Here is a 19,958-nt window from a genome sequence, read left to right on the forward strand (position 1 = left end):
AAAGAGTGGTGAAAAAGATTGAAGACTACTATTACAGTAAAAAATGGCAGGGGTAGCTGGACTCGAACCAACGGATGTCAGGATCAAAACCTGATGCCTTACCAACTTGGCTATACCCCTGTAATGTCTAGGCTACGAACAACCGAAAGCTAATAGCGACTAATTCGTCATTCTTAGAATGGTGTCATGACCTGTCAGTTATCTTATAGACGATTGAGCCGCCTAAAACATAACCTTTCCCTAGCGGTGTTCATTGCGAACTATACCGAAACTGGGATAACGTTGTCAATGACAATAGCATAAGAGGTTGTCTATAAACCGCTTATACTAAGTGTATTTCTAACGCTTCCTACTAAAAAATGGCAGGGGTAGCTGGACTCGAACCAACGGATGTCAGGATCAAAACCTGATGCCTTACCAACTTGGCTATACCCCTATTGTGGCGACCTATTATAAGTAAATTTTCAGATTTTGCAAGTCATTTGCGCCTTTTTCTGGTATTTATTCGAAACTAAGTGAATTAGCCTGAGTTGCATCGCTACTATTGTAGTGAATAGAGGCCTTTTTATTAAGCCTGTCAATCGTAAGCTAATGCTGTGCGAGTTACTTTTGTACGAGAGGGTTGACCACTCTACCACTCATAAATATTGCAGGTTCCGTCAAACAAGCTGTATTCTCTGGGTCTTCGATAACGGTATCACCTTTTTGCAAAAAATAACTACCTATACGGTCTTTAATTTTGCCACTCGTAAGAACTTCCTCACCCAGTTTAACCTTGGTTCCCTTTAAAGAAATAGAGTTTTCATCCTCAAACAAAATGGCTCTATCTGGATAAAAAATAGGACTAAGATACTTATCATCGTTCTGAACAAAGTATAAGCAGTTATCTTTTATAACGTATTTGCCTTTCAAAACAAAATTGATTTCGCGCATTGAAAGAGCTGGTGCGTAAGTAAATAGTTCAGCAGGTGAACTGGTTTTACGGTGCTGCTCAGGAGTAGATATATTCTGAGAGTTATCTTTTAATTCAATTCCTAGCTGCGATGGTAAAATTACATTATCAGACAAACGCTTGGAATTAGGTTCATCATAAGACTTAGGTAGCGATGTACACCCAGTTAGACTTAATGATAAGCAAACAAAAACCGTACCTATTATTGAGCATTTTTTTAGATATAAAGCATTCACGTTACAAACTCCCCACCACATACCCCGAACAAGGCGCACTTTCAACCCACTCTGCCAACAGTGCTTTATCAGAGGCAATACTTGCATCTAAGGGTAAAAATACCGCGCTACCAGAGCCCGTCATGCGTGCTGTGCCCAATACTTGTGTCTCTAATCCTTGCAAATAACTCAAGGCCTCTGCAACCGCAGGCGCGAGGCTCGCTACCACTGGCGTAAACACATTATGATAGGGCGTATTCAAATTTTGAACATAATCATTGGATTGATTTTTAATCGTATCAATCGACAGAGAAGTGATATCTCGCTGTAGTTTGGGGTGGGCGAATAGTTTGGCAGTATTGACATGCGCTTCAGGTGTCAAGACTAAATACTGCTGGTCAGGCAAATTGATGGCAGTTAATTTTTCACCAATACCCATCGCAATCGCATCTTGACCAAAAATAAAGATGGGTACGTCTGCGCCTACCTTTGCACCGATTTTTATCAGCGCATCACGAGTAACGTTAAGTTGCCAAAGTTCATTGAGCATCAGCATAGTTGTTGCGGCATTGGATGAACCACCGCCCAATCCTGCACCCATGGGCAAATGCTTGTCTAACCTGATAGTAATTGGTGCTAACTGCTCGGGCAGCGTGTTTGATTGTATGGCAAAAGCGAGCAATGCGCGCGCCGCCCTAAAAATTAAGTTGTCTTCTATATTAGTCGTGATTGTCTTTGCACCCTCTAATACCAATAGCTGATGACAGAGGGTATCGGCATCTGCTTTATTATCAGCCATTGGTACCAAAGCATTATCCATGAGTGAAAAATGCAAATAATCGCCCCAATCAAGCAAGCGAAATACGGTTTGCAAATTATGATAGCCGTCAGCACGCTTGCCTGTAATGTGCAAAAATAGATTGATTTTTGCAGGTGACAAACGCGTAATAGTAGAATCAGATGCTTCGGCTATGTTTTCAATCATGTTTTTTCATCATAAGGTACAGTCATAAACGATTATGATAATGAGCAATAGGGGCTAATTTTTCAGTGGTGATGGAATAGTAGTAACGAATTAGTGATTGATTGTCATCACCACTTTATTGCCCTGTGGCTGCACAGCACTGATTTTACTAGGGAGCTTGTCATTCCCTTTATAAGTAAAGCTGGCACTCCAGTCGCCATTGACTGAGCTGATTAAGCGGTTCTGAGCATCCATTTGTGGAGCGCTATCTGAGGGCGCTGGGCGACCAGAGATCCAATAAGACATTTGCGAGATAGGCGCTTGCCAGCCAGTGGCTTTTTGTAATAGTTCCTCAGGGTCATCAGCGGTCAATGTACCTGTCTTTTCACTGACCAAGGTGGCCGTTTGACCGTTGTACTCGATGTTGGTTTTGCCAATGCCGAGCGCGCCGATGAGTTCAATAGCAAAACGATCGTTTTCTTGTCCCCACGCATAAAACGCACTACCGCCTTGGGTACCAGACGAGTCATTAGCAGGTGTGGTCACGCCAATTTTACCCGTGATATTAAAGCTCTCTAGCTTTTTGGGCTGATCTGCGTTTTGAGCTTGCATCGTGGTTGGTTGATTGGTCGCATTGGCTGTTTTTAGTGACTGACAGCCAGAGGTAATCGCCATTGTAGTCGCTATCGCAGTAAGCAAAGCCAGTTTATGTGATTTATGAGACGTGATTGATACTGACATAATGTTTTCTCGAAAATAGAAAGATGAACAAAAATATTAGCTTAATGATCATTTGTTGCTCGGTTATGCACGGTTGTTAGCTTCTTATACGTCCCTTGTAATTGATAAGTGCTTTGTGACGTGTCAAGCCTAATGGCATCATGCCGCAACAGTTATTTTGAAAAACCAATATCAATATAGCTGTATGCTGTCATTGATATTATGTTGTCCAAAGGAGAAGCGCTGTTGCAAATCTGCGAGTAGTGCTTCGACTTTTTCATTGTTGCCGAGACCCTGATAAGCACGCAGTAATAGAGTGCCTGAGCGCAGGGTTGGGAGCACATCGTAAGGCGTTTGTAGATAGTCGATGACTTGCTTATAGTTTTCTTTGGCCAGTGCATTACCCGCCAGTACGTTTAGGGCCTGTAGATGAAGGTCATTATCGTAGCGTGGATCGTCATAACGAATCTGAATGATTGCTGTGGCGAGTGCCAGACCTTGCTCAGAGCTAAGATCATTGGCCAGTAGCAACTGAGCATAACTTAGCTGGTAGGACAGGTTGCTAGGATCTAATGCTTGCAAATGATTGAGCAAAGTGCGTTTGACAACATAATCGTCCTTGTCATCTAAGAGCTGAGCCCGTGCAAAGAGTAACATCTCATTATCAGGGTATTTACGAGCGGCCCGCGTTAATAAACGCAGCGCTTCTTCTGATTCGTTCTGCTGCCACAAAATATCGGCTTGCATGACAAAGGTGTCAGGCGCAAATACTGTAAAGTCTTTGCGTAGCTTTTCTAGAGTAGCGATGGCAGCTTCTGGATTGTCATTGAGCAGCTCAAAAGCCACCACTTTTCGACGTGCTTCTAATACTAAGTCTTCTTGCATCACGGCATTAAGATAGTATTTGGCTTGCTCAAACTGCTGCTGGCGCTCAGCACTGATACCGAGATAGTAATAAGCTTGGTCAAGGTAAGCGGGGTTTTGGGCAAGCATATTGAGTAGATCATCCGCACTTGCATATTCTTCGATATCCAAGCTCACTAGTGCTGCTAACAAGGTAATCTCAGGATCGTCGTTAAAGCGGCTGTGGGCTTCGAGCAATAGTTTCCAAGCTTGCTCGCTTTGTTTTAAGTCTAATAAGTAGCGAATCTCGTACAGGTACAAGCTTTTGCTATCGGGGTTGCGTAGGCGTGCTTGGCTTATATAGTTGACCACGGTTTCAGAGGTGACGATTTTGCGCAAGATGTCAGCCTTTAGGGTGATAAAAGGCACATAATCAGGCTGACGCTCTAGCGCACGGTTGATATGCACGATAGCGATTTCGGGCTCATTAAATTGGTAAAGTAAACCAGCTTTTAATACGGACAGTGAAGCATTTTGCTCACTATCTAGTGGCTGCAAAGCGGCAAGCAGCTCGCGTTTGTCATCGTCATTATTGGGATAAATACCGATTAGGATTTCGCTCAAATCTGCACGCGGATCGTAACGCAAGATGCGGTTTAAGGTCTCGCCAGCTAAGATATAGTCGTGTGCCCGTAGTGCCAAATGCGCCAGATAAAACCAAGCAGGTACATGATCAGGATTCTGGTCTTGCCATGATTTCGCAAATGCTAATGAATCCTCAACCCTATCATTACGCAATGATAGAGTCAGTGCCCTCTCAAAGACCGCTGTGGCATCTTCTTTAAAAGATTGTTGCTTATAGATCGTCATCGCACGTTGTTTGTCATCACGATCCGCAGCAAACTCTGCATCTAATAGAGCATATAAACTGGGTTCGTTGAGTTCAGGCTGCCATAGGCTGGCTGGCGCTAGACCATCAATGTTTGTCACGCTATCTGTCATTTGGCCGTTTTTATGAACAGTCGTGCTGATAAAGGTGCTAGAAATAGCGTTGTTATTTAACCCACTATCGCTAGTAATGACTGCTGCTCGTGGCGTTTTTGCGGCCAATTCTGTATCAGCATGGCTGGCATGCGCAGGTACGGCAAGGCATAAACAGACGGCCAATGATAACGCTAGCTTATAACGCTGGCACAAACGATCAATAACGACCTGCAATAGAGCGCGGAAGCTAGATTGCTCGTTATAAAGAGGTTGTGATCTAGATAATGATCCAAAAAACATCATAGATAGCCGTGTTCGCCCATGGTTTACCTACATAGCTGAGGCAATTTTATTTTAATCATTTCAAATCAAATAGTGGTAACGAGTACCCATGACAAACATTATAAGAGCAGATGAACAGTATAAACAATAGCATCCGTGTTACTCATATCTGAGCAATCATCATTCTATTGATACGCTATGACGGATACTTGTTTTAAGCATGAGTTATCTTGCTAAGACTTTTATACAAATAGGTATATTGATCAGAATACTATGGAAATATAACAAGTTAGGCGAGACTAAGCGAATGATTTATGGCGGTTTTAGCGACCATTTACCAAAACATATCCATTGATTTTATCAATCATATCGGTAGTTGATTTGTTACATTTGCGAACATATATAGAGATATCGCTATCATCGGCGGGTGAGTATTAATTAACGCTGGCAATAATGATATAATAAGCGGTTTTTAGGGTCTTCCTTTCAGCGCTGTCATCAAAAACTGTCTTTTAAAAATAATAAGATAGCGTGAGTGGGCAGCTAGGCGTCATGTTTATGGTCTATCGATAATGAGATTAGTGGTCATTGGGGTCAATCACAAAACTGCACCAGTCGCTCTGCGAGAGCGTTTGGCGCTTGTGGGCGACGATGTGAGTGTCGCGCTTGAGCAAATCGAATCGTTCACGGATGGCAGTGTGATTGTCTCCACTTGCAATCGAACTGAGATCTACGCGCTTGTGCCGCATACGTTGACCCCGCACCACTCACACGCAACAAGTTCGGCAGTCAATGAGCAGACAGATCACGCCATCTCCCACAATGATTTTAGCAGCAGCGCTCATGTCACCTCAAGCATGATCAGCGCTCATATCCTCAAGATTAAGACGTGGCTTGCTGACTTTAAACAGCTGCCACTCGCAGATATCGATCCTTATCTCTATGTGCATCGCGACACGCACGCATTGACCCACTGGCTAAGAGTCGCAGCGGGGCTGGATTCTATGATACTGGGTGAGCCGCAGATACTCGGTCAGATCAAGCGCTCTGTGCATCTGGCACAAGAGCAAAAAGTATTGAGCAATCAGCTCGGTTGGATTATTGATCAGGTATTTGCTGCGGCCAAACGAGTACGTAATGAGACGCAAGTTGGGGCGCAAGCGGTATCACTGAGTTTTGCGGCCGCTAAATTGGTCACGCAGATATTTGATGACTTGCCGAGTCGTACGCTACTGGTCGTTGCGGCAGGGGAGATGAATCGCTTGGTTGCTACCCATATTGCAGGACTTGGGGTCGGGCGAGTGATTATCTGCAATCGTAATCCTGAGCGTGCTGAGGCATTGGCGGCTGAGTTACGTAGTCCCAATCGCCATATAGACGTCAGACCCTTGCAGGAATTGCCGCAAGTGCTGGCAGACGCGGATATTGTCAGCAGCTGTAGTGGTAGTATGGATTTATTGATTGATAAAACCATGACCATGCAAGCGCTTAAGCGTCGCCGTTATCAGCCAGTGTTGATGATAGATTTGGCCGTACCACGTGATATTGACTCAACCATCAGTCGCATTGATGATGTGTATCTTTACTCTGTCGATGACTTGCAGCATGTGATTGCTGGCAATATCGAGCAGCGCCGGCAAGCCGCTGTCGATGCTGAGCTACTCGTGAGCCAATTGGTCGTTGAGATTGATCGCCGCTTCCAAGTTCGCCAAGTGGGTAAAGACATCCAGCAGTACCGTACCTGTACTCAGGGGCAAGTAGATAAGCTACTGCATGAGTCCATTGCCAAGCTGCAACAAGACGATGTCAATCCAGAAGACATTCTCACTGAGCTGTCACGGCGCCTGACTCAAACACTGACGCACGCACCATCCAAGCTCATGCGTAAAGCGGCCCGCGAAGGTGATAGCGATTTGCTAGATTTTGTGGTGTCAGGGTTACAAGATGCCCATCGCGGGCGTTAATACGCTTCGCTGACCTATAATAAATCACCAATAATCTCTGCCAATGCATTGCCTGAGCATATCATTGTCAACCTCTACTATCAGTGCTACTATCGAATCTCATAGATAAATTGGATCAACATATATAGTGTGCTGATACTCGCTTATCTGGCGATTATCAACATATTGGCTCGATATTCATAGCCATCATCAAAGATAAGAGCACTGGATTTAAGTGCTGCCTTATCAACTTTGTATTTTCTTCATGTCTATTCGATAGCAGTACTTGGTCGATACCAATCATCTATGGTACTTAGCCATATTAGTATCTATGGTATTTCCTATCTCTAAAGGTACAAAAATACGGTATAACAAATTCAGAGATATTTATCATCTAATCCTATACTAGGAGTGTTCCATGCCTGCATTACGTCAAGATATCGATCCAAACGGTTTGTTAGAGTATTCAGTGGTCTACACTGATCGTGCGCTAAACCATATGTCAAAAGCCTTTCAGCAGGTAATGACAGATCTATCTAGTGTTCTAAAATCTGTCTATAACGCGGATGCAGTGGCGATTGTACCGGGTTCTGGTACTTATGGTATGGAAGCGGTCGCGCGTCAACTGGCAAATGACGAAGATTGCCTCATCATTCGTAATGGTTGGTTTAGCTATCGTTGGACACAAATCTTAGAAAAAGGCAAAATCGCCAAATCCTCAACCGTACTCACTGCCAATCGTGCAGATGATAGCGAGTCACCAAAACCCTTTGCACCAGTCGATATCGACACGGCGGTCGCAAAAATCAAAGAAGAGCAGCCAGCAGTGGTATTTGCGCCGCACGTCGAGACTTCGTCTGGCATGATTTTGTCAGATGACTATATCAAAGCGTTGAGCGCGGCTGTGCATAGCGTCGGTGGATTGTTGGTTATCGACTGTATCGCGTCAGGCTGTGTCTGGTTAGACATGAAAAACTTGGGTATCGATGTGCTGATTAGCGCCCCGCAAAAAGGTTGGAGCAGTACACCAGGCGCTGGTCTTGTCATGCTAAGCGATGCGGCGGTCAAAAAAGTAGACAGCACAGAGTCTGATAGCTTCAGTATTGATCTAAAGCAATGGCTGAACATCATGCGCGCCTACGAAAATGGCGGTCATGCCTACCACGCGACGATGCCGACAGACAGCTTACGCCAGTTCCGTGATGCGGTGAATGAAGCCAAAGCGGTTGGTTTTGATAAGCTATGTGAGGCGCAGTGGACGCTTGGCAAACGTATTCGCGAAGTACTAGAAGCCAAAGGTATTGAAAGTGTTGCGGCTAAAGGCTTTCAAGCGCCTGGCGTTGTCGTGTCTTATACCGATCGTGATGATATGCATAAAGGCAGCGCTTTTGCGGCAGCGGGTGTGCAAATCGCCGCTGGTGTACCCTTAAAAGTAGGTGAGCCTGACAGCTTCAAGACGTTCCGTTTGGGTCTGTTTGGCTTGGATAAATTAACCGATATCGACGGTACGGTCACGCGTTTTGAGGCGGCACTGGATGAAGTGTTAAGCCAGTAGGTCAATGATTAAGCGTTCTTATAAGTGGATATGAACGTCTTTGTAAGAGCACTTTGATCATCATAAAATACTGAGCCGTTATTATAATCATACGTGCTCAGTATTTTTTTACCCTTTTATTATATTTTATAATATAATGTATTTATATAAATAGACGTTAAGCAAATACTTAATACACCTGAATGAGTAGTCCGTTATGAGTATACAAATAGACTGGCAAGCATTTACACCGATCTCTTTAGTCGGTGGTCTGATGCTAGGGGTGGCGACAGTTGTCTTGCTGCTCGGCATCGGGCGTATAGCCGGTATCAGTGGCATTTTTTCAAGCTTGCTAAAACCCAAGCGTGTAGAGATGTGGCAGGTACTGTTTATACTGGGTTTGGTCATATCGCCCGTGCTGTACAGGCTGGCAAGACCGCTACCTAACGTAGAGATTAGCACTTCTTTGCCACTGTTGATTGCCGCAGGGCTATTGGTGGGCTTTGGCACGCGTCTTGGCTCAGGCTGTACCAGTGGGCATGGTATCTGCGGTAATGCACGTCTATCTCCACGCTCACTGGCCGCGACCGTCACCGTTATGCTGTTGGGTATTGTGACCGTGTATATCGGTCGTCATGTCCTAGGGCTACTATAAATGCTCAATGGCAGATTGCCATGAGATTGCTAGTAGGACTAAAGCACGCACGATATATGATAGTTGATAGAAGATAATAATAGCGAGATACGACGATGCTAAAAAATATAATCGGATTGCTGGCAGGGTTACTGTTTGGGTTTGGGTTACTGGTGTCAGGTATGACGGACCCTGTAAAAGTACAAGGGTTCTTGGATGTGTTTGGCGCATGGGATATCTCCCTTGCACTGGTGATGGGTGGTGGTTTGTTCGTTGCATTTTTTGGTGTGCTGTTGGCCAAGCGTCAAGAGAGTAGCTGGGTTGGCACGCCCATTGATATGCCAAGCAAAACCGTCATCACCAAACAATTGATTATCGGAGCCATGTTGTTTGGTATCGGCTGGGGGCTGGTCGGTATTTGCCCGGGGCCAGGCATCGTCTTGCTCGGGACGGGTCAGTGGCAAGCGTACGTGTTTATCCCTGCGATGGTCGTAGGAATGCTGGTCTATCAGTGGTTTGAGCCAAAAATTGGCTGATATAGTTAGTTCTCTATAAATTGGATACGGTGTCAGCCTCGCTTAGTCTACTATTTGTAGTACTTTTACTTGGCTTCCTTGTCTCCAAATTATATTGAACCAACTATAGTATAAATAGGCTAGCACTCGAAAAAAGGTCAGCCACGTATATGTGATTGACCTTTTTTATGAATGTTAGTTGATGACAGGATTTAATGTATTGTCAGATCACTTAGCACTAGCAGTGACTTTTGACGTTTCATGCGCCAACGATTTGGCTGCTTGGCGTAGCTCAAACTTTTGTACTTTACCCGTACTGGTCTTTGGAATTTCGGCAAAGACAATATATTTTGGCACTTTAAAGCCTGCTAAGTGCTGACTACAATGCGTCATGACTGTATCGCGTTGCAAGGTGCTGCCCTCATGAATCTCGATAAAGGCGACGGGCACTTCGCCCCATTTATCATGTGGCGCGGCGACGACCGCACAGTTCTCAATGGCAGGGAGCTTGTATAAGACATTTTCGACCTCGATACTAGAGATATTCTCACCGCCTGAGATAATAATGTCTTTGAGCCTGTCCATAATTTTGATGTAGCCGTCAGGGTATTTGACACCCAGATCCCCCGTGCGGAACCAACCATCAGTGAAGGCTTCTTCAGTGGCTTTGCGGCTTTTTAGATAGCCTTTCATCACCATATTGCCACGTAGTGCCAGCTCACCCATCTCTTCGCCATCGGCGGCGACTGGCTCAGTCGTGCCTTGTTTAAATACCTCAAACCCTGTCATTAAGTGTGAGGTCACGCCTTGACGTGATTTTTTTTGGGCGCGGGTAGCGACATCAAGATCACTCCATTCTTCTTGCTCAGCGCAAACGGTCACTGGCCCATAGACCTCAGTCAGACCGTAGACGTGAGAGATATCAAAGCCCATCGCTTCCATTGCTGCCAGCATGGTTTCAGACGGCGGTGCCCCAGCGACCCAGCCTTTGACGGTATGCGTAATGGCTTCCTTATACTCAGGTTTGCCGCCAGCAATCATATTATGGACGACGGGCGCAGAGCAGTAATGGGTCACTTGATGCTTGGCAATTAGCTGCAATATCAAATCCGCATCAATCTTACGCAAGCAGACATTGACCCCAGCGCGCTCAGCGATGCTCCACGGGAAGCACCAACCGTTACAATGGAACAGCGGCAACGTCCACAGATACATTGGATGCTTTGGCATATCCCAATCCAAAATATTCGACACCGCATTGAGCGTAGCACCGCGATGATGATAAACGACGCCTTTTGGTTTGCCTGTTGTGCCAGAGGTGTAGTTCAGGGCAATGGCATCCCATTCATCCGCTGGCAGCTCCCAATTATCCAAGCTGTCTGAACTGGCAACCAATGCTTCATAGCTCATCTGTCCAAACGGCTCGACATCGATAGCATGATCGGTCGCGTGAATGACAATGAGGTTTGGGAAGGTCTCATCGATGATCTCAGCGTGCTCCGCAAACTCGCTATCCAAGATCAGCACCTTGGCCTCTGAATGCTGCAAACAAAAGGTCAGGGCGTTGATATCAAGGCGCGTGTTCAATGTACAGAGTACGCCGCCTGACATGGGTACGCCAAAGGCGCATTCGACCATCGCTGGCGTGTTTGGCAGCATGACGGCGACCGTATCGTTTTTATCGATACCCAATTTGCGTAAGCCATCCGCCAATTGACGGCAGCGCGTATAAGTCTGTTGCCATGTCTGAGTGAGATTGTTGTGTACAAGGTCATCATAAATGATCGCAGTCTTATCGGGATAAACCTGAGCGCTACGGATAATAAAATCAATAGGGGTGAGTGGTTGATAATTGGCGGCGTTCTTGCCGAGGCCAGTATGAAAATCTGTCATGATGATAATCCTTTATCGTATTTTTATAACGCGTCAATAGGGTAACGCAGCACCGTAATTTAACACAGAAAGGGATTAGAATAGTCGATGTTTATCGATTAGTCTAATGGGCGGTGAGGAGGAAGTGATAAAATAGGTGTCTGATTATAAAAAAAACACAGTCAACACTGGAGCGGATTTTACCGTAATAATCTAACGATACGCCACAAGTTCGTGCGATAGTTGGCACACTTCACGATCGTATTCTGATCGTCGCTAAATAGTGCTCACTCATCAGTCGTTTGTCTGCATAGCTGACAATAATAGCGGTGTGTTACGATACCAGTAACGCTAAATCCTGTAGCATCACGATTTCTACAAAGCTGTTTTTAAGAAGCCGTCTCAAAAAAATTCATAAGGAAAATGATATGACCGCCAGCCGTTCTGCCAATACGATCGAAACTGCCAGCACTAACGAATATTATCCGCATTTATTTGAACCATTGGACTTGGGGTTTACCACGCTAAAAAACCGCATGGTCATGGGCTCTATGCATACGGGGCTTGAAGACCGTTTTTATAATTATGGCAAGCTGGCGGCGTATTTTGCAGAACGTGCCCGTGGCGGCGTGGCAATGATGATCACAGGCGGTATCTCGCCCAATCGCGAAGGTTGGCTACTACCTGCTGGCGGCACGATGAATACCAAAGCTGACGTCATCAATCATCAGCGCGTTACTCGTGCTGTACATAAGCACGACAGCAAAATCATCATGCAGATATTGCACAGTGGTCGCTATGGCTATCATCCGTTTGCGGTATCCTCCAGCCCAATCAAATCCCCAATCTCGCCGTTTAAACCACGTAAGATGAGCATCAAAAACATCGAGCAGACGGTCAAGGACTATGCTCGTTCAGCGCGTCTTGCCAAACAAGCAGGCTATGATGGCGTCGAGATCATGGGCTCTGAAGGCTATCTGCTCAATCAGTTTTTATCGCGTCATGTGAATAAGCGTAAAGACATTTATGGTGGCGATATTCAAGGTCGTATGAAGTTTGCCGTTGATGTGGTCAAAGCCGTTCGCGAAGCCGTGGGTGAAGATTTTATTATCCTATTCCGCTTGTCAGTGATTGATTTGGTCAAAGATGGCAACGTCATGGATGAAGTCATCACCGTGGCAAAAGCGTTAGAAGAAGCGGGCGTGACGATCATGAATACGGGCATCGGCTGGCATGAAGCGCGTGTCCCAACGATCGTCACCAGCGTACCACGCGCCGCTTTCGTTGATTTCACCGCTGAGATCAAAAAACACATCAATATCCCAATGATGGCGGCCAACCGCATCAATATGCCAGACACAGCAGAAAAAATCATCGCTGATGGTCAGGCAGATGTGATTCAAATGGCGCGTCCATTCTTGGCGGATGCACACTGGGTCAACAAAGCCAAAAACGGACAGACAGATCGCATCAATACCTGTATCGCCTGTAACCAAGCGTGTCTCGATCATACGTTTGAAAACAAACGCTCGACTTGTTTGGTCAATCCACAAGCCTGTTATGAGACTGAGCTGGTCTACAAAAAAACCAAGAAACCGAAAAAAGTCGCCGTCATCGGTGGCGGGGTCGCTGGTATGTCAGCCGCTCATGTCGCCGCCTTACGTGGTCATGAAGTGACCTTGTTTGAAGCCAAAGATGTGTTGGGTGGACAGTTCAACTACGCCAAAGTCATCCCTGGTAAAGAAGAGTTCTTTGAGACCGTTCGCTACTATATCAATGAGCTTGAGCATTTGGGCGTCGAGATTAAACTCAATACCTTTGTCGATAAAGATATGCTGGAGAAAGCAAAGTTCCATCATGTCATCGTCGCCACTGGTGTCGTACCTAGAAGCCTAGCAGGTAAGCTCGAAGGTGCTGATCTGCCACAAGTGATCAGCTACGCTGAATTGCTCTCTGGTGAAAAAGCCGTGGGCAACACCGTGGCGGTCATCGGTGCTGGCGGTATTGGCTTTGATGTTAGTGAATATCTGACTGCCAATCACGGACAATCGCTGGATGAGATCGGCCCTGAAGGTCTAAAAGATCCAGATTATCGCCCTGAACCGCAGTCCATCAGCGAGTGGCGCGAGGAATGGGGCGTGACCAACGATACCGATTATCAAAGTGATGGCGGACTGGTCAGACCTAAAGCGATTAAGCCCATTCGCCAAGTGTATTTAATGCAGCGTAGCAAAGGCCGTCTGGGTAGTGGCCTCAACAAAACCTCAGGCTGGGTACATCGCGCGCATATCAAATCGCACGGCGTCATCCAAGTCGCTGGCGTGCAGTACGACAAGATAACTAATGAAGGTATTTGGGTCACCAACTCTCAAGGTCAAAGCCAGCTACTCCGTGTCGATAGCGTCGTCGTCTGCGCCGGTCAAGAGTCAGTCGTTGAGCTAATGCCAAATGTCGGTGATGCACCAGACGCGCAATATCACCTCATCGGCGGTGCTAAGCTGGCAGCTGAGCTAGATGCCAAACGTGCAATTCGTGATGGGGCAGAGGTTGCAGCGGCGATTTAAGAGTTAAATAGAAAGCAATCGTAAAGAAGGCGGCAGGGATATTATCTTCTGCCGCTTTTTGGTTTAACAAATCTGAATTCTTATAATATGGACTCAAATTCTCTTAGAGTTTTTTCAAAGGTAAAAGTATTCTCCTTACTTACTCTCGTTCTAATATGATGCCATCAAAATAGCCGCGCATACCACAATGCAGTTCTCTATACTGGTTATCAATGTCTCTCAATAACAACTGAGTCCTACCTTTATAAAATGCTGGATATAAACGCAGCTCAACATCTTTGTTTGACTGTTCATCATTAATGACCCAATGATTCTGTGACCATATGGCTTTACTCTCTCCCAAATCACAGGTATGAGCATTGGTAAAAATCAAAACGCCATCGATAATAGAAAGATAAGGCTTATTATCGATACTATGAATCGATACCGTGTTTTTTGCCTCTCCCGTATCTTCCCAGCGCTGAGTACCTGAATTATATATTGAGATTTGAGAGGTTTGAGAAAACTTACCAAAGGCACTTTTACTCGGTAAATCAGAAGGACTTAACTCATCTGAAAAATTCCGAGCCACACCGTAATTGGTTTGCTCTTCGATATACTCTTTATACTCACGTATCAGACAGTCTTCACTTTTACAGGTATTACGCTGAAAATTTAGCCATGTGCGTTGATTAGCAATGAACCTATCTTTAAAAGCTTTGCTGTCTTCATAGTCAGGAGCAGCGTCAAGATTGCTTTTATATTTTTTTGCCATTGTGTCATCAAGCTTAGAAAGCTCAGAGCTTTCACAAACTGTTTTTTCTACCCACGTAGCAGCCTTATTGCAATCAAAACTTGCTGAATTTGCATAAGTGGAAAGGAGGCAGGTGCCTAAAATACCGATTGTAGTGATGCATAACTTTTTCATATTGTCCTCAATTTTTAGAGTTTGGTTATATTTTAAGAAAGATATAACTGTGATATACGTGTCATCATCACTTTCTGCAAAAAAAATCAGCCTAGTCAGCCTCACTCACCTACCAACTGCCAATATTTTCCATCGAAATCCAAGGTTCAATAGGTTCTAAGTTTTCACCATTTTGTAGCAGCTCAATTGAGATATTATTAGGGTCTTTAACAAAAGCCATATGGTCATCTCTAGGCGGTCTTAATATCTCGATCCCTGCCTGTATAAAGGTGTCGCACTGTGCGTATATGTTGTCAACTCTAAAGGCAAAGTGCCCAAAATTATCGCCATTGGTATATTCTCTTTCATCCCAGTTGTGTGTCACCTCAATCTCTGGCGCACCCTCATGCGTTGCTAAAAAATATAAGCTGAATCTGCCTGATTCGGAGTCTCTCTTTCTTAGCAGTTGTAAGCCTATAAGGTCACAATAGAAAAACAACGTTTCTTCTAGTTTGTTGGTTCTAATCATTGCATGTAAGTACTTCATGAAAATACCTTAATATTGATTATTCATAAAAAATCGAGTAATGGCAGGGTGCTTGTTATGCATCATTAATATACAAAATCTCAAAGGGCATATGTATGATATCCATACCATTAACTATATAAAGCGCATTTGTGTCAGTAACTTTTTATCAAGCAGTGCAAGTGACATACCCTGCAATACTTGCTAGATTAAATCTGACGTCGCAAAATCTGACCTTCCATCTCACCAACCAACCATTTTTCAAAATCACTAACTTGCGCTGCCAACTCAGGTTGCGCGTTTACTAACTCAGCAAGTGCATTTTTAATCTCATGCTTATTATATTTAATACCCGTCAATGTCTCTTTGAGCAGCTCAATAAGCTCAACATTTAGCGCATCAGAGAAGATGACAACCTCTGCAATCACAGCCTGCTTCACATCCATATGCACGTCCATCATGCCCCAATCAAAGCGCGTCTCGATATGATGGCTAAACTCAGGAGTCTTGCCAAAGCGCCAATCCCAGTCAGCCATCTGCTGATAGTAAGCGTTTAGCGTCGGCTGCTTGGCAAGGCTGGCTTCATCCAACTGCTCAACTGGCGCAGTCTCTCCATAGTATTCACAAAACGCCTCAATAATCGCCTCAGACAACGTCTCATGATTGATAGCATCATTGAATTCTACCAAGTTTGCCACGCGCGCACGTACAGATTTGATGCCTTTTGCTTTGAGTTTTAGCGGATGCGGATTGAGATAGTCGCCAAGCTTTTGCATATTGGCATTGACCAGTAGTGTCCCATGATGAAAGCTGCGATCGGCGGCATGTTTAAAGGCGCTGCCTGATATTTTTCTATCGCCCACTTGCATGTCATTACGACCAGATAGCGTGGCGTCTATGCCCAGCTTTTTTAGCGCATTGATGATAATGGTAAAGTTAGCCGTTTGGTCATACGCGTGCTTGGGGGACAAAAAAGTAAAATTGGTGTTGCCCAAGTCATGAAATACCGCACCGCCACCACTTTGACGCCGCGCCAAAAAGACATCGTCTGCTGCCATCTTATCCGTCTTGCATTCTACCCATGGGTTTTGTGAGCGACCAATGACCACGGTCTCAGAGTTGCGCCATAAGAAAAGCGTGTGCGAATCGGGATTGAGCGTATTAAATATCCAGTCCTCGGTGGCAAGATTGAACCACGGATTGGTCACCGCAGACTTTAAGATGCGCAGTTTCATGATGGATCCTTTTTTAATCGTTTTTATAGGGGAGTGCTACAAATAGATACTGATATTCTTACTGATAAAAGATTGAGGTTCAATGATAGAGTGGTAGGGAGAGTAATTCGATGGAATATGTAAGCAATACTATAACGTAAAAAGTATTAAGTCTTGCTGCTAGTAGTGGAAAAGCTGAGCAATAAGCTCAGCTTTATGATGTATTAAATTTCAATACTATCTCACTCTATTCAGCACAAATCTCCCACTGCGATTTGGTACTAAGATAGCACTGCATTACCGCTTTACCAGACTGCGCATAGGCATCACTGACGATACGCTGATTGCTTGGAAAACGATATCTGATAATGGCGGGCTCATCATTGACGGTGGTCGTCCATCCAGTGATCTCATTACGGTCATTGTAGTTTGCTTGATTAGATGTGGCCATTTTGCCAAGTCCTGGCAGGTTATAAGAGACCTGCCTAAAGCTATAACTCATCGCTGCACCTTCAGCGCCCTCATACTGACAGTTTAGCTTTTTGTGTAATTTGTCTTGTTTATAAACGTAGCAGGTGGTCTCATCTGAGAACTGACCAACTCCGCAAAATCCTGCCGTTGCAACTGACATAGCACTGATGCATAACGCTATCCTTTTCATAATCATTCCTCAATAATTTATAAATCTTACTAATCATATTTGTCATCTATTTTTGTATCGCCAGATACGAGCCAATACCTCTTATATAGTAAAAAATTAGCAAACAAATATCAATTATTATATTTTTAAGGAAAACTCCTACTGATTAGATGGCATTGGTTATACTTTGATATTATTAAGATTATCTATCGATGAGTCTCATTGTTAGAAAGCTTCGATATCAAGATAGGTTCTATTCTTATACATACTGATGAGAGTAATGACTCAAGAGTGACTTTGGAGTTTGCCAGTATATAAATAATAAAGCGCTAAAATAATATAAATAATAAAGCGCTAAAATAGGCTAAAGTAGACAAATTTTAGGGTAGCAGCGTCTACTGGTTTTTCGCTCGATAAAGTATTTTACCCAATTATCTAAGATATAGAAAAGCTAGACATCGTGAAATGGCTTTAAATAAGACAGGTTAATCCATAAGAATGCGCGATAACACCTATAAAAAGCAATATACAAGGTGGTTATAGATTTACCATCATAGTGCCTTATTAGCACATTAACCTCCACCACATATCAGACGGTTATGACCGACACGAGTTGGCAAATGCAGTCTAAGCACTTAATAGGATTACCTAATGACCAACCGTGACCTCATCATCTTTGTGACGCTCTCTTTTATGTGGTCGCTCTCCTTTGTGTTTTATCGGGTTGGCGTGCCTGAGTTTGGGTCATTGGCTTTTGCCAGTCTGCGCGTGATTTTTGCAGGATTGGTCATGCTCGTATTTGTACTGCTAAAAAAGAAAAACAGAGACGGTATCAAACAGCACTGGAAAATGCTGTCGCTGGTTGGTTTATTCTCCGCCGCATTGCCATTTGTATTGTTCTCTTTTTCTGCGCAGTCAGTGAATGCAGGCGTACTCGCCGTACTAAACGCTTCCGTACCGATGATGAGCGGCTTTATCGCTCGCGTCTTCTTTAAAGACAGACTGTCCAAAAAACAAGCGCTTGGATTGGTGATTGGGGTAGTTGGGGTGATTATATTGATGAGCGAAAGCTTATTTGGTGGCGGGGAGCAGGGTAAAGGCTTGATTGAAGGGCTATTACCGATGGGCTACGCGCTATTCGCTTGTGTGGGTTACGCGCTTGGCGCAAACATCACCAAAAATTATCTGTTTAATGTCTCCCCTGTTGCGATCACGGCAGGGTCACTCATCATCGGTAGCCTCATCATGCTGCCTGTTGCTTTTAATGAGTTCCCTTATGGTCAGGCAATCAGTCTAAAAGCATGGGTTTCGGTGATCTGTATCGGTGTGTTTTCAACCGCCATTGCCCTCATTTTTATGAACCAGTTAATCAAAAATATCGGTCCAACGCGTGCCACGAGTATCACGTTAGTCATTCCAATTTTTGCGATTATTTTGGGGTATGTATTGCTTGGCGAAGCGCTAAATATACAAGCCATCATTGGTTCGATTGTGATATTGATCGGCACGTATTTGTCACTAGAGCTGTCAATTAAGAAAATGCTAAAGCCAAAAGACAAGACTCAGACGAACAGTATTTAAGGCTTAGTAAACAGTCTTCGTAGTAAATAAATACGAAGATTTGTATAGGTGAATATTACTGTATCTGTTTGTAAATGTTGCTTGGAATAATGAAATCTGTCCCCTATAAAGGTAGGCGCTAAACGTAGATTTACTAATGATATTATAAGTTTTTCTAAACAGCATTCGATGATAATTAGTATGAATGATGGTTGCTATAACTAAAGATCATAAATAGCAACAATAACCAATAGGACAGATTATGGCACACGATATTTTATTTGAGCCTGTAAAAATGGGCACACAAACGCTAAAAAACCGCATTATGATGGCCCCACTGACACGTCTGCGTGCTGTTGAGCCAGGCGATGTCCCTATCACATGGGCAGCAGAGTACTACTCGCAGCGTGCAGGGGCGGGCCTTGTCATCACTGAAGCGACGCAAGTATCGTTTCAAGCAAAAGGCTATGCAGGCGCACCAGGGCTACATACCCAAGATCAAGTCACTGCATGGAAAGCCATCGTTGACAATGTCCATGCCAAAGGTGGCAAGATTGTCGTCCAGCTATGGCACACAGGACTTGTCTCACACGAAAGCGTACAACCTGAGCGCCGTGCGCCAATTTCAGCCTCAGATGTCGATGTAGGTATCCGTACCTCATTGCGTGATAGTGACAACCAAGCCATTCGCGCGGATGCCACGCCGCCGCGCCCAGCCAGTCTTGATGAGATTCAGCAAGTGATTGCTGACTTTGCGCATGCAACCAAGTGCGCGCAGGAGGCAGGGTTTGATGGTATTGAGATTCATGGCGCGCATGGTTATTTGCTGCATCAGTTTTGGGCCGAGCATACCAATCAGCGTGATGATGAGTACGGTGGCAGCCGCGAAAACCGCGCGCGTCTAACCTTAGATGTTATCGATGCATGTGTGGATGCTTGGGATGCAGATCATATTGGTATTCGTATCTCGCCACTGGGCACATTCAACAATGTTAAGGGAGGCTACGAAGAAGACGATAACATTTGGCTGATTGAGCAAATAAATAAGCGTGGTCTAATAGGGGCTGTATAGAATTGAGAAAACATTGAAAAAAATAAGCAACACCTTAC

At 44.6% G+C, this 19,958-nt stretch carries 16 protein-coding genes and 2 tRNA genes; 7 read left to right on the forward strand and 11 right to left on the reverse strand.

Annotated elements, in window-relative coordinates:
• Window positions 1-44: 44 nt before the first annotated feature.
• From L0G63_RS05865 to L0G63_RS05890, 6 genes are all read right to left on the reverse strand, one after another.
• Window positions 45-120, reverse strand: a tRNA-Gln gene (locus L0G63_RS05865).
• Between the two features lie 240 nt (window positions 121-360).
• Window positions 361-436 (reverse strand) — tRNA-Gln (locus L0G63_RS05870).
• Between the two features lie 167 nt (window positions 437-603).
• Window positions 604-1,188: a hypothetical protein gene (locus L0G63_RS05875; protein WP_301449797.1), complete on the reverse strand. Its 585-nt coding sequence runs from the start codon at window positions 1,186-1,188 to the stop codon at window positions 604-606.
• A 1-nt stretch (window position 1,189) separates the two neighbouring features.
• The gene (gene ispE / locus L0G63_RS05880) at window positions 1,190-2,152 is read right to left on the reverse strand and encodes a 4-(cytidine 5'-diphospho)-2-C-methyl-D-erythritol kinase (protein WP_301449798.1); all 963 of its coding nucleotides are present in this window, start codon (window positions 2,150-2,152) and stop codon (window positions 1,190-1,192) included.
• 90 nt (window positions 2,153-2,242) lie between these two features.
• Window positions 2,243-2,872, reverse strand: coding sequence for a lipoprotein insertase outer membrane protein LolB (gene lolB / locus L0G63_RS05885; RefSeq protein WP_301449799.1), 630 nt, complete (start codon window positions 2,870-2,872; stop codon window positions 2,243-2,245).
• A gap of 171 nt (window positions 2,873-3,043) precedes the next feature.
• Window positions 3,044-4,981, reverse strand: a complete 1,938-nt coding sequence (locus L0G63_RS05890) for a tetratricopeptide repeat protein (protein WP_301449800.1) — start codon at window positions 4,979-4,981, stop codon at window positions 3,044-3,046.
• Window positions 4,982-5,532: 551 nt separating this feature from the next.
• Between L0G63_RS05890 and hemA the strand changes: the two genes are divergently transcribed.
• The 4 genes from hemA (at window position 5,533) to L0G63_RS05910 (ending at window position 9,607) form a co-directional block, all read left to right on the forward strand.
• Window positions 5,533-6,924, forward strand: coding sequence for a glutamyl-tRNA reductase (gene hemA / locus L0G63_RS05895; RefSeq protein WP_301449801.1), 1,392 nt, complete (start codon window positions 5,533-5,535; stop codon window positions 6,922-6,924).
• 397 nt (window positions 6,925-7,321) lie between these two features.
• Window positions 7,322-8,458, forward strand: coding sequence for an aminotransferase class V-fold PLP-dependent enzyme (locus L0G63_RS05900; RefSeq protein ID WP_301449802.1), 1,137 nt, complete (start codon window positions 7,322-7,324; stop codon window positions 8,456-8,458).
• Between the two features lie 196 nt (window positions 8,459-8,654).
• Entirely contained in the window at window positions 8,655-9,092 is a 438-nt protein-coding gene (locus tag L0G63_RS05905) for a YeeE/YedE family protein (RefSeq protein WP_301449803.1), read from the forward strand.
• A 95-nt stretch (window positions 9,093-9,187) separates the two neighbouring features.
• Window positions 9,188-9,607, forward strand: a complete 420-nt coding sequence (locus tag L0G63_RS05910; RefSeq protein ID WP_301449804.1) for a DUF6691 family protein — start codon at window positions 9,188-9,190, stop codon at window positions 9,605-9,607.
• Window positions 9,608-9,814: 207 nt separating this feature from the next.
• On the opposite strand, the gene L0G63_RS05915 is transcribed toward L0G63_RS05910, so the two are convergent.
• Window positions 9,815-11,479 carry an AMP-binding protein gene (locus L0G63_RS05915; RefSeq protein ID WP_301449805.1) on the reverse strand — a complete coding sequence of 555 codons (1,665 nt, stop codon included), beginning with the start codon at window positions 11,477-11,479 and terminating at the stop codon, window positions 9,815-9,817.
• A 407-nt stretch (window positions 11,480-11,886) separates the two neighbouring features.
• Here L0G63_RS05915 and L0G63_RS05920 point away from each other — a divergent pair, with 407 nt between their 5' ends.
• Window positions 11,887-14,022 (forward strand): NADPH-dependent 2,4-dienoyl-CoA reductase, encoded by a 2,136-nt coding sequence (locus L0G63_RS05920; protein WP_301449806.1) that lies wholly within the window; start codon window positions 11,887-11,889, stop codon window positions 14,020-14,022.
• A gap of 139 nt (window positions 14,023-14,161) precedes the next feature.
• Here the strand turns inward: L0G63_RS05920 and L0G63_RS05925 are convergent, their stop codons facing one another.
• The 4 genes from L0G63_RS05925 to L0G63_RS05940 all read right to left on the reverse strand — a co-directional run bounded on the left by L0G63_RS05925 (window position 14,162) and on the right by L0G63_RS05940 (window position 17,309).
• On the reverse strand, window positions 14,162-15,034 hold the full coding sequence (locus L0G63_RS05925; protein WP_301449807.1) for a lysozyme inhibitor LprI family protein: 873 nt from the start codon (window positions 15,032-15,034) through the stop codon (window positions 14,162-14,164).
• Window positions 15,035-15,038: 4 nt separating this feature from the next.
• A complete protein-coding gene (locus tag L0G63_RS05930; RefSeq protein WP_301449808.1) occupies window positions 15,039-15,455 on the reverse strand; it encodes a VOC family protein in 417 nt (138 codons plus the stop codon).
• Between the two features lie 188 nt (window positions 15,456-15,643).
• Window positions 15,644-16,669: a lipoate--protein ligase gene (locus L0G63_RS05935; protein ID WP_301449809.1), complete on the reverse strand. Its 1,026-nt coding sequence runs from the start codon at window positions 16,667-16,669 to the stop codon at window positions 15,644-15,646.
• Window positions 16,670-16,895: 226 nt separating this feature from the next.
• Window positions 16,896-17,309, reverse strand: a complete 414-nt coding sequence (locus L0G63_RS05940; protein ID WP_301449810.1) for a hypothetical protein — start codon at window positions 17,307-17,309, stop codon at window positions 16,896-16,898.
• Window positions 17,310-17,939: 630 nt separating this feature from the next.
• Between L0G63_RS05940 and L0G63_RS05945 the strand changes: the two genes are divergently transcribed.
• Together L0G63_RS05945 and nemA are read left to right on the forward strand one after the other, a co-directional pair.
• A complete protein-coding gene (locus L0G63_RS05945) occupies window positions 17,940-18,869 on the forward strand; it encodes a DMT family transporter (RefSeq protein WP_301449811.1) in 930 nt (309 codons plus the stop codon).
• Between the two features lie 241 nt (window positions 18,870-19,110).
• Window positions 19,111-19,920 carry an N-ethylmaleimide reductase gene (gene nemA, locus L0G63_RS05950; protein WP_301449812.1) on the forward strand — a complete coding sequence of 270 codons (810 nt, stop codon included), beginning with the start codon at window positions 19,111-19,113 and terminating at the stop codon, window positions 19,918-19,920.
• Window positions 19,921-19,958: the final 38 nt, after the last annotated feature.

It is taken from the genome of Psychrobacter sp. (genome assembly GCF_030454045.1).
Lineage (GTDB): Bacteria > Pseudomonadota > Gammaproteobacteria > Pseudomonadales > Moraxellaceae > Psychrobacter.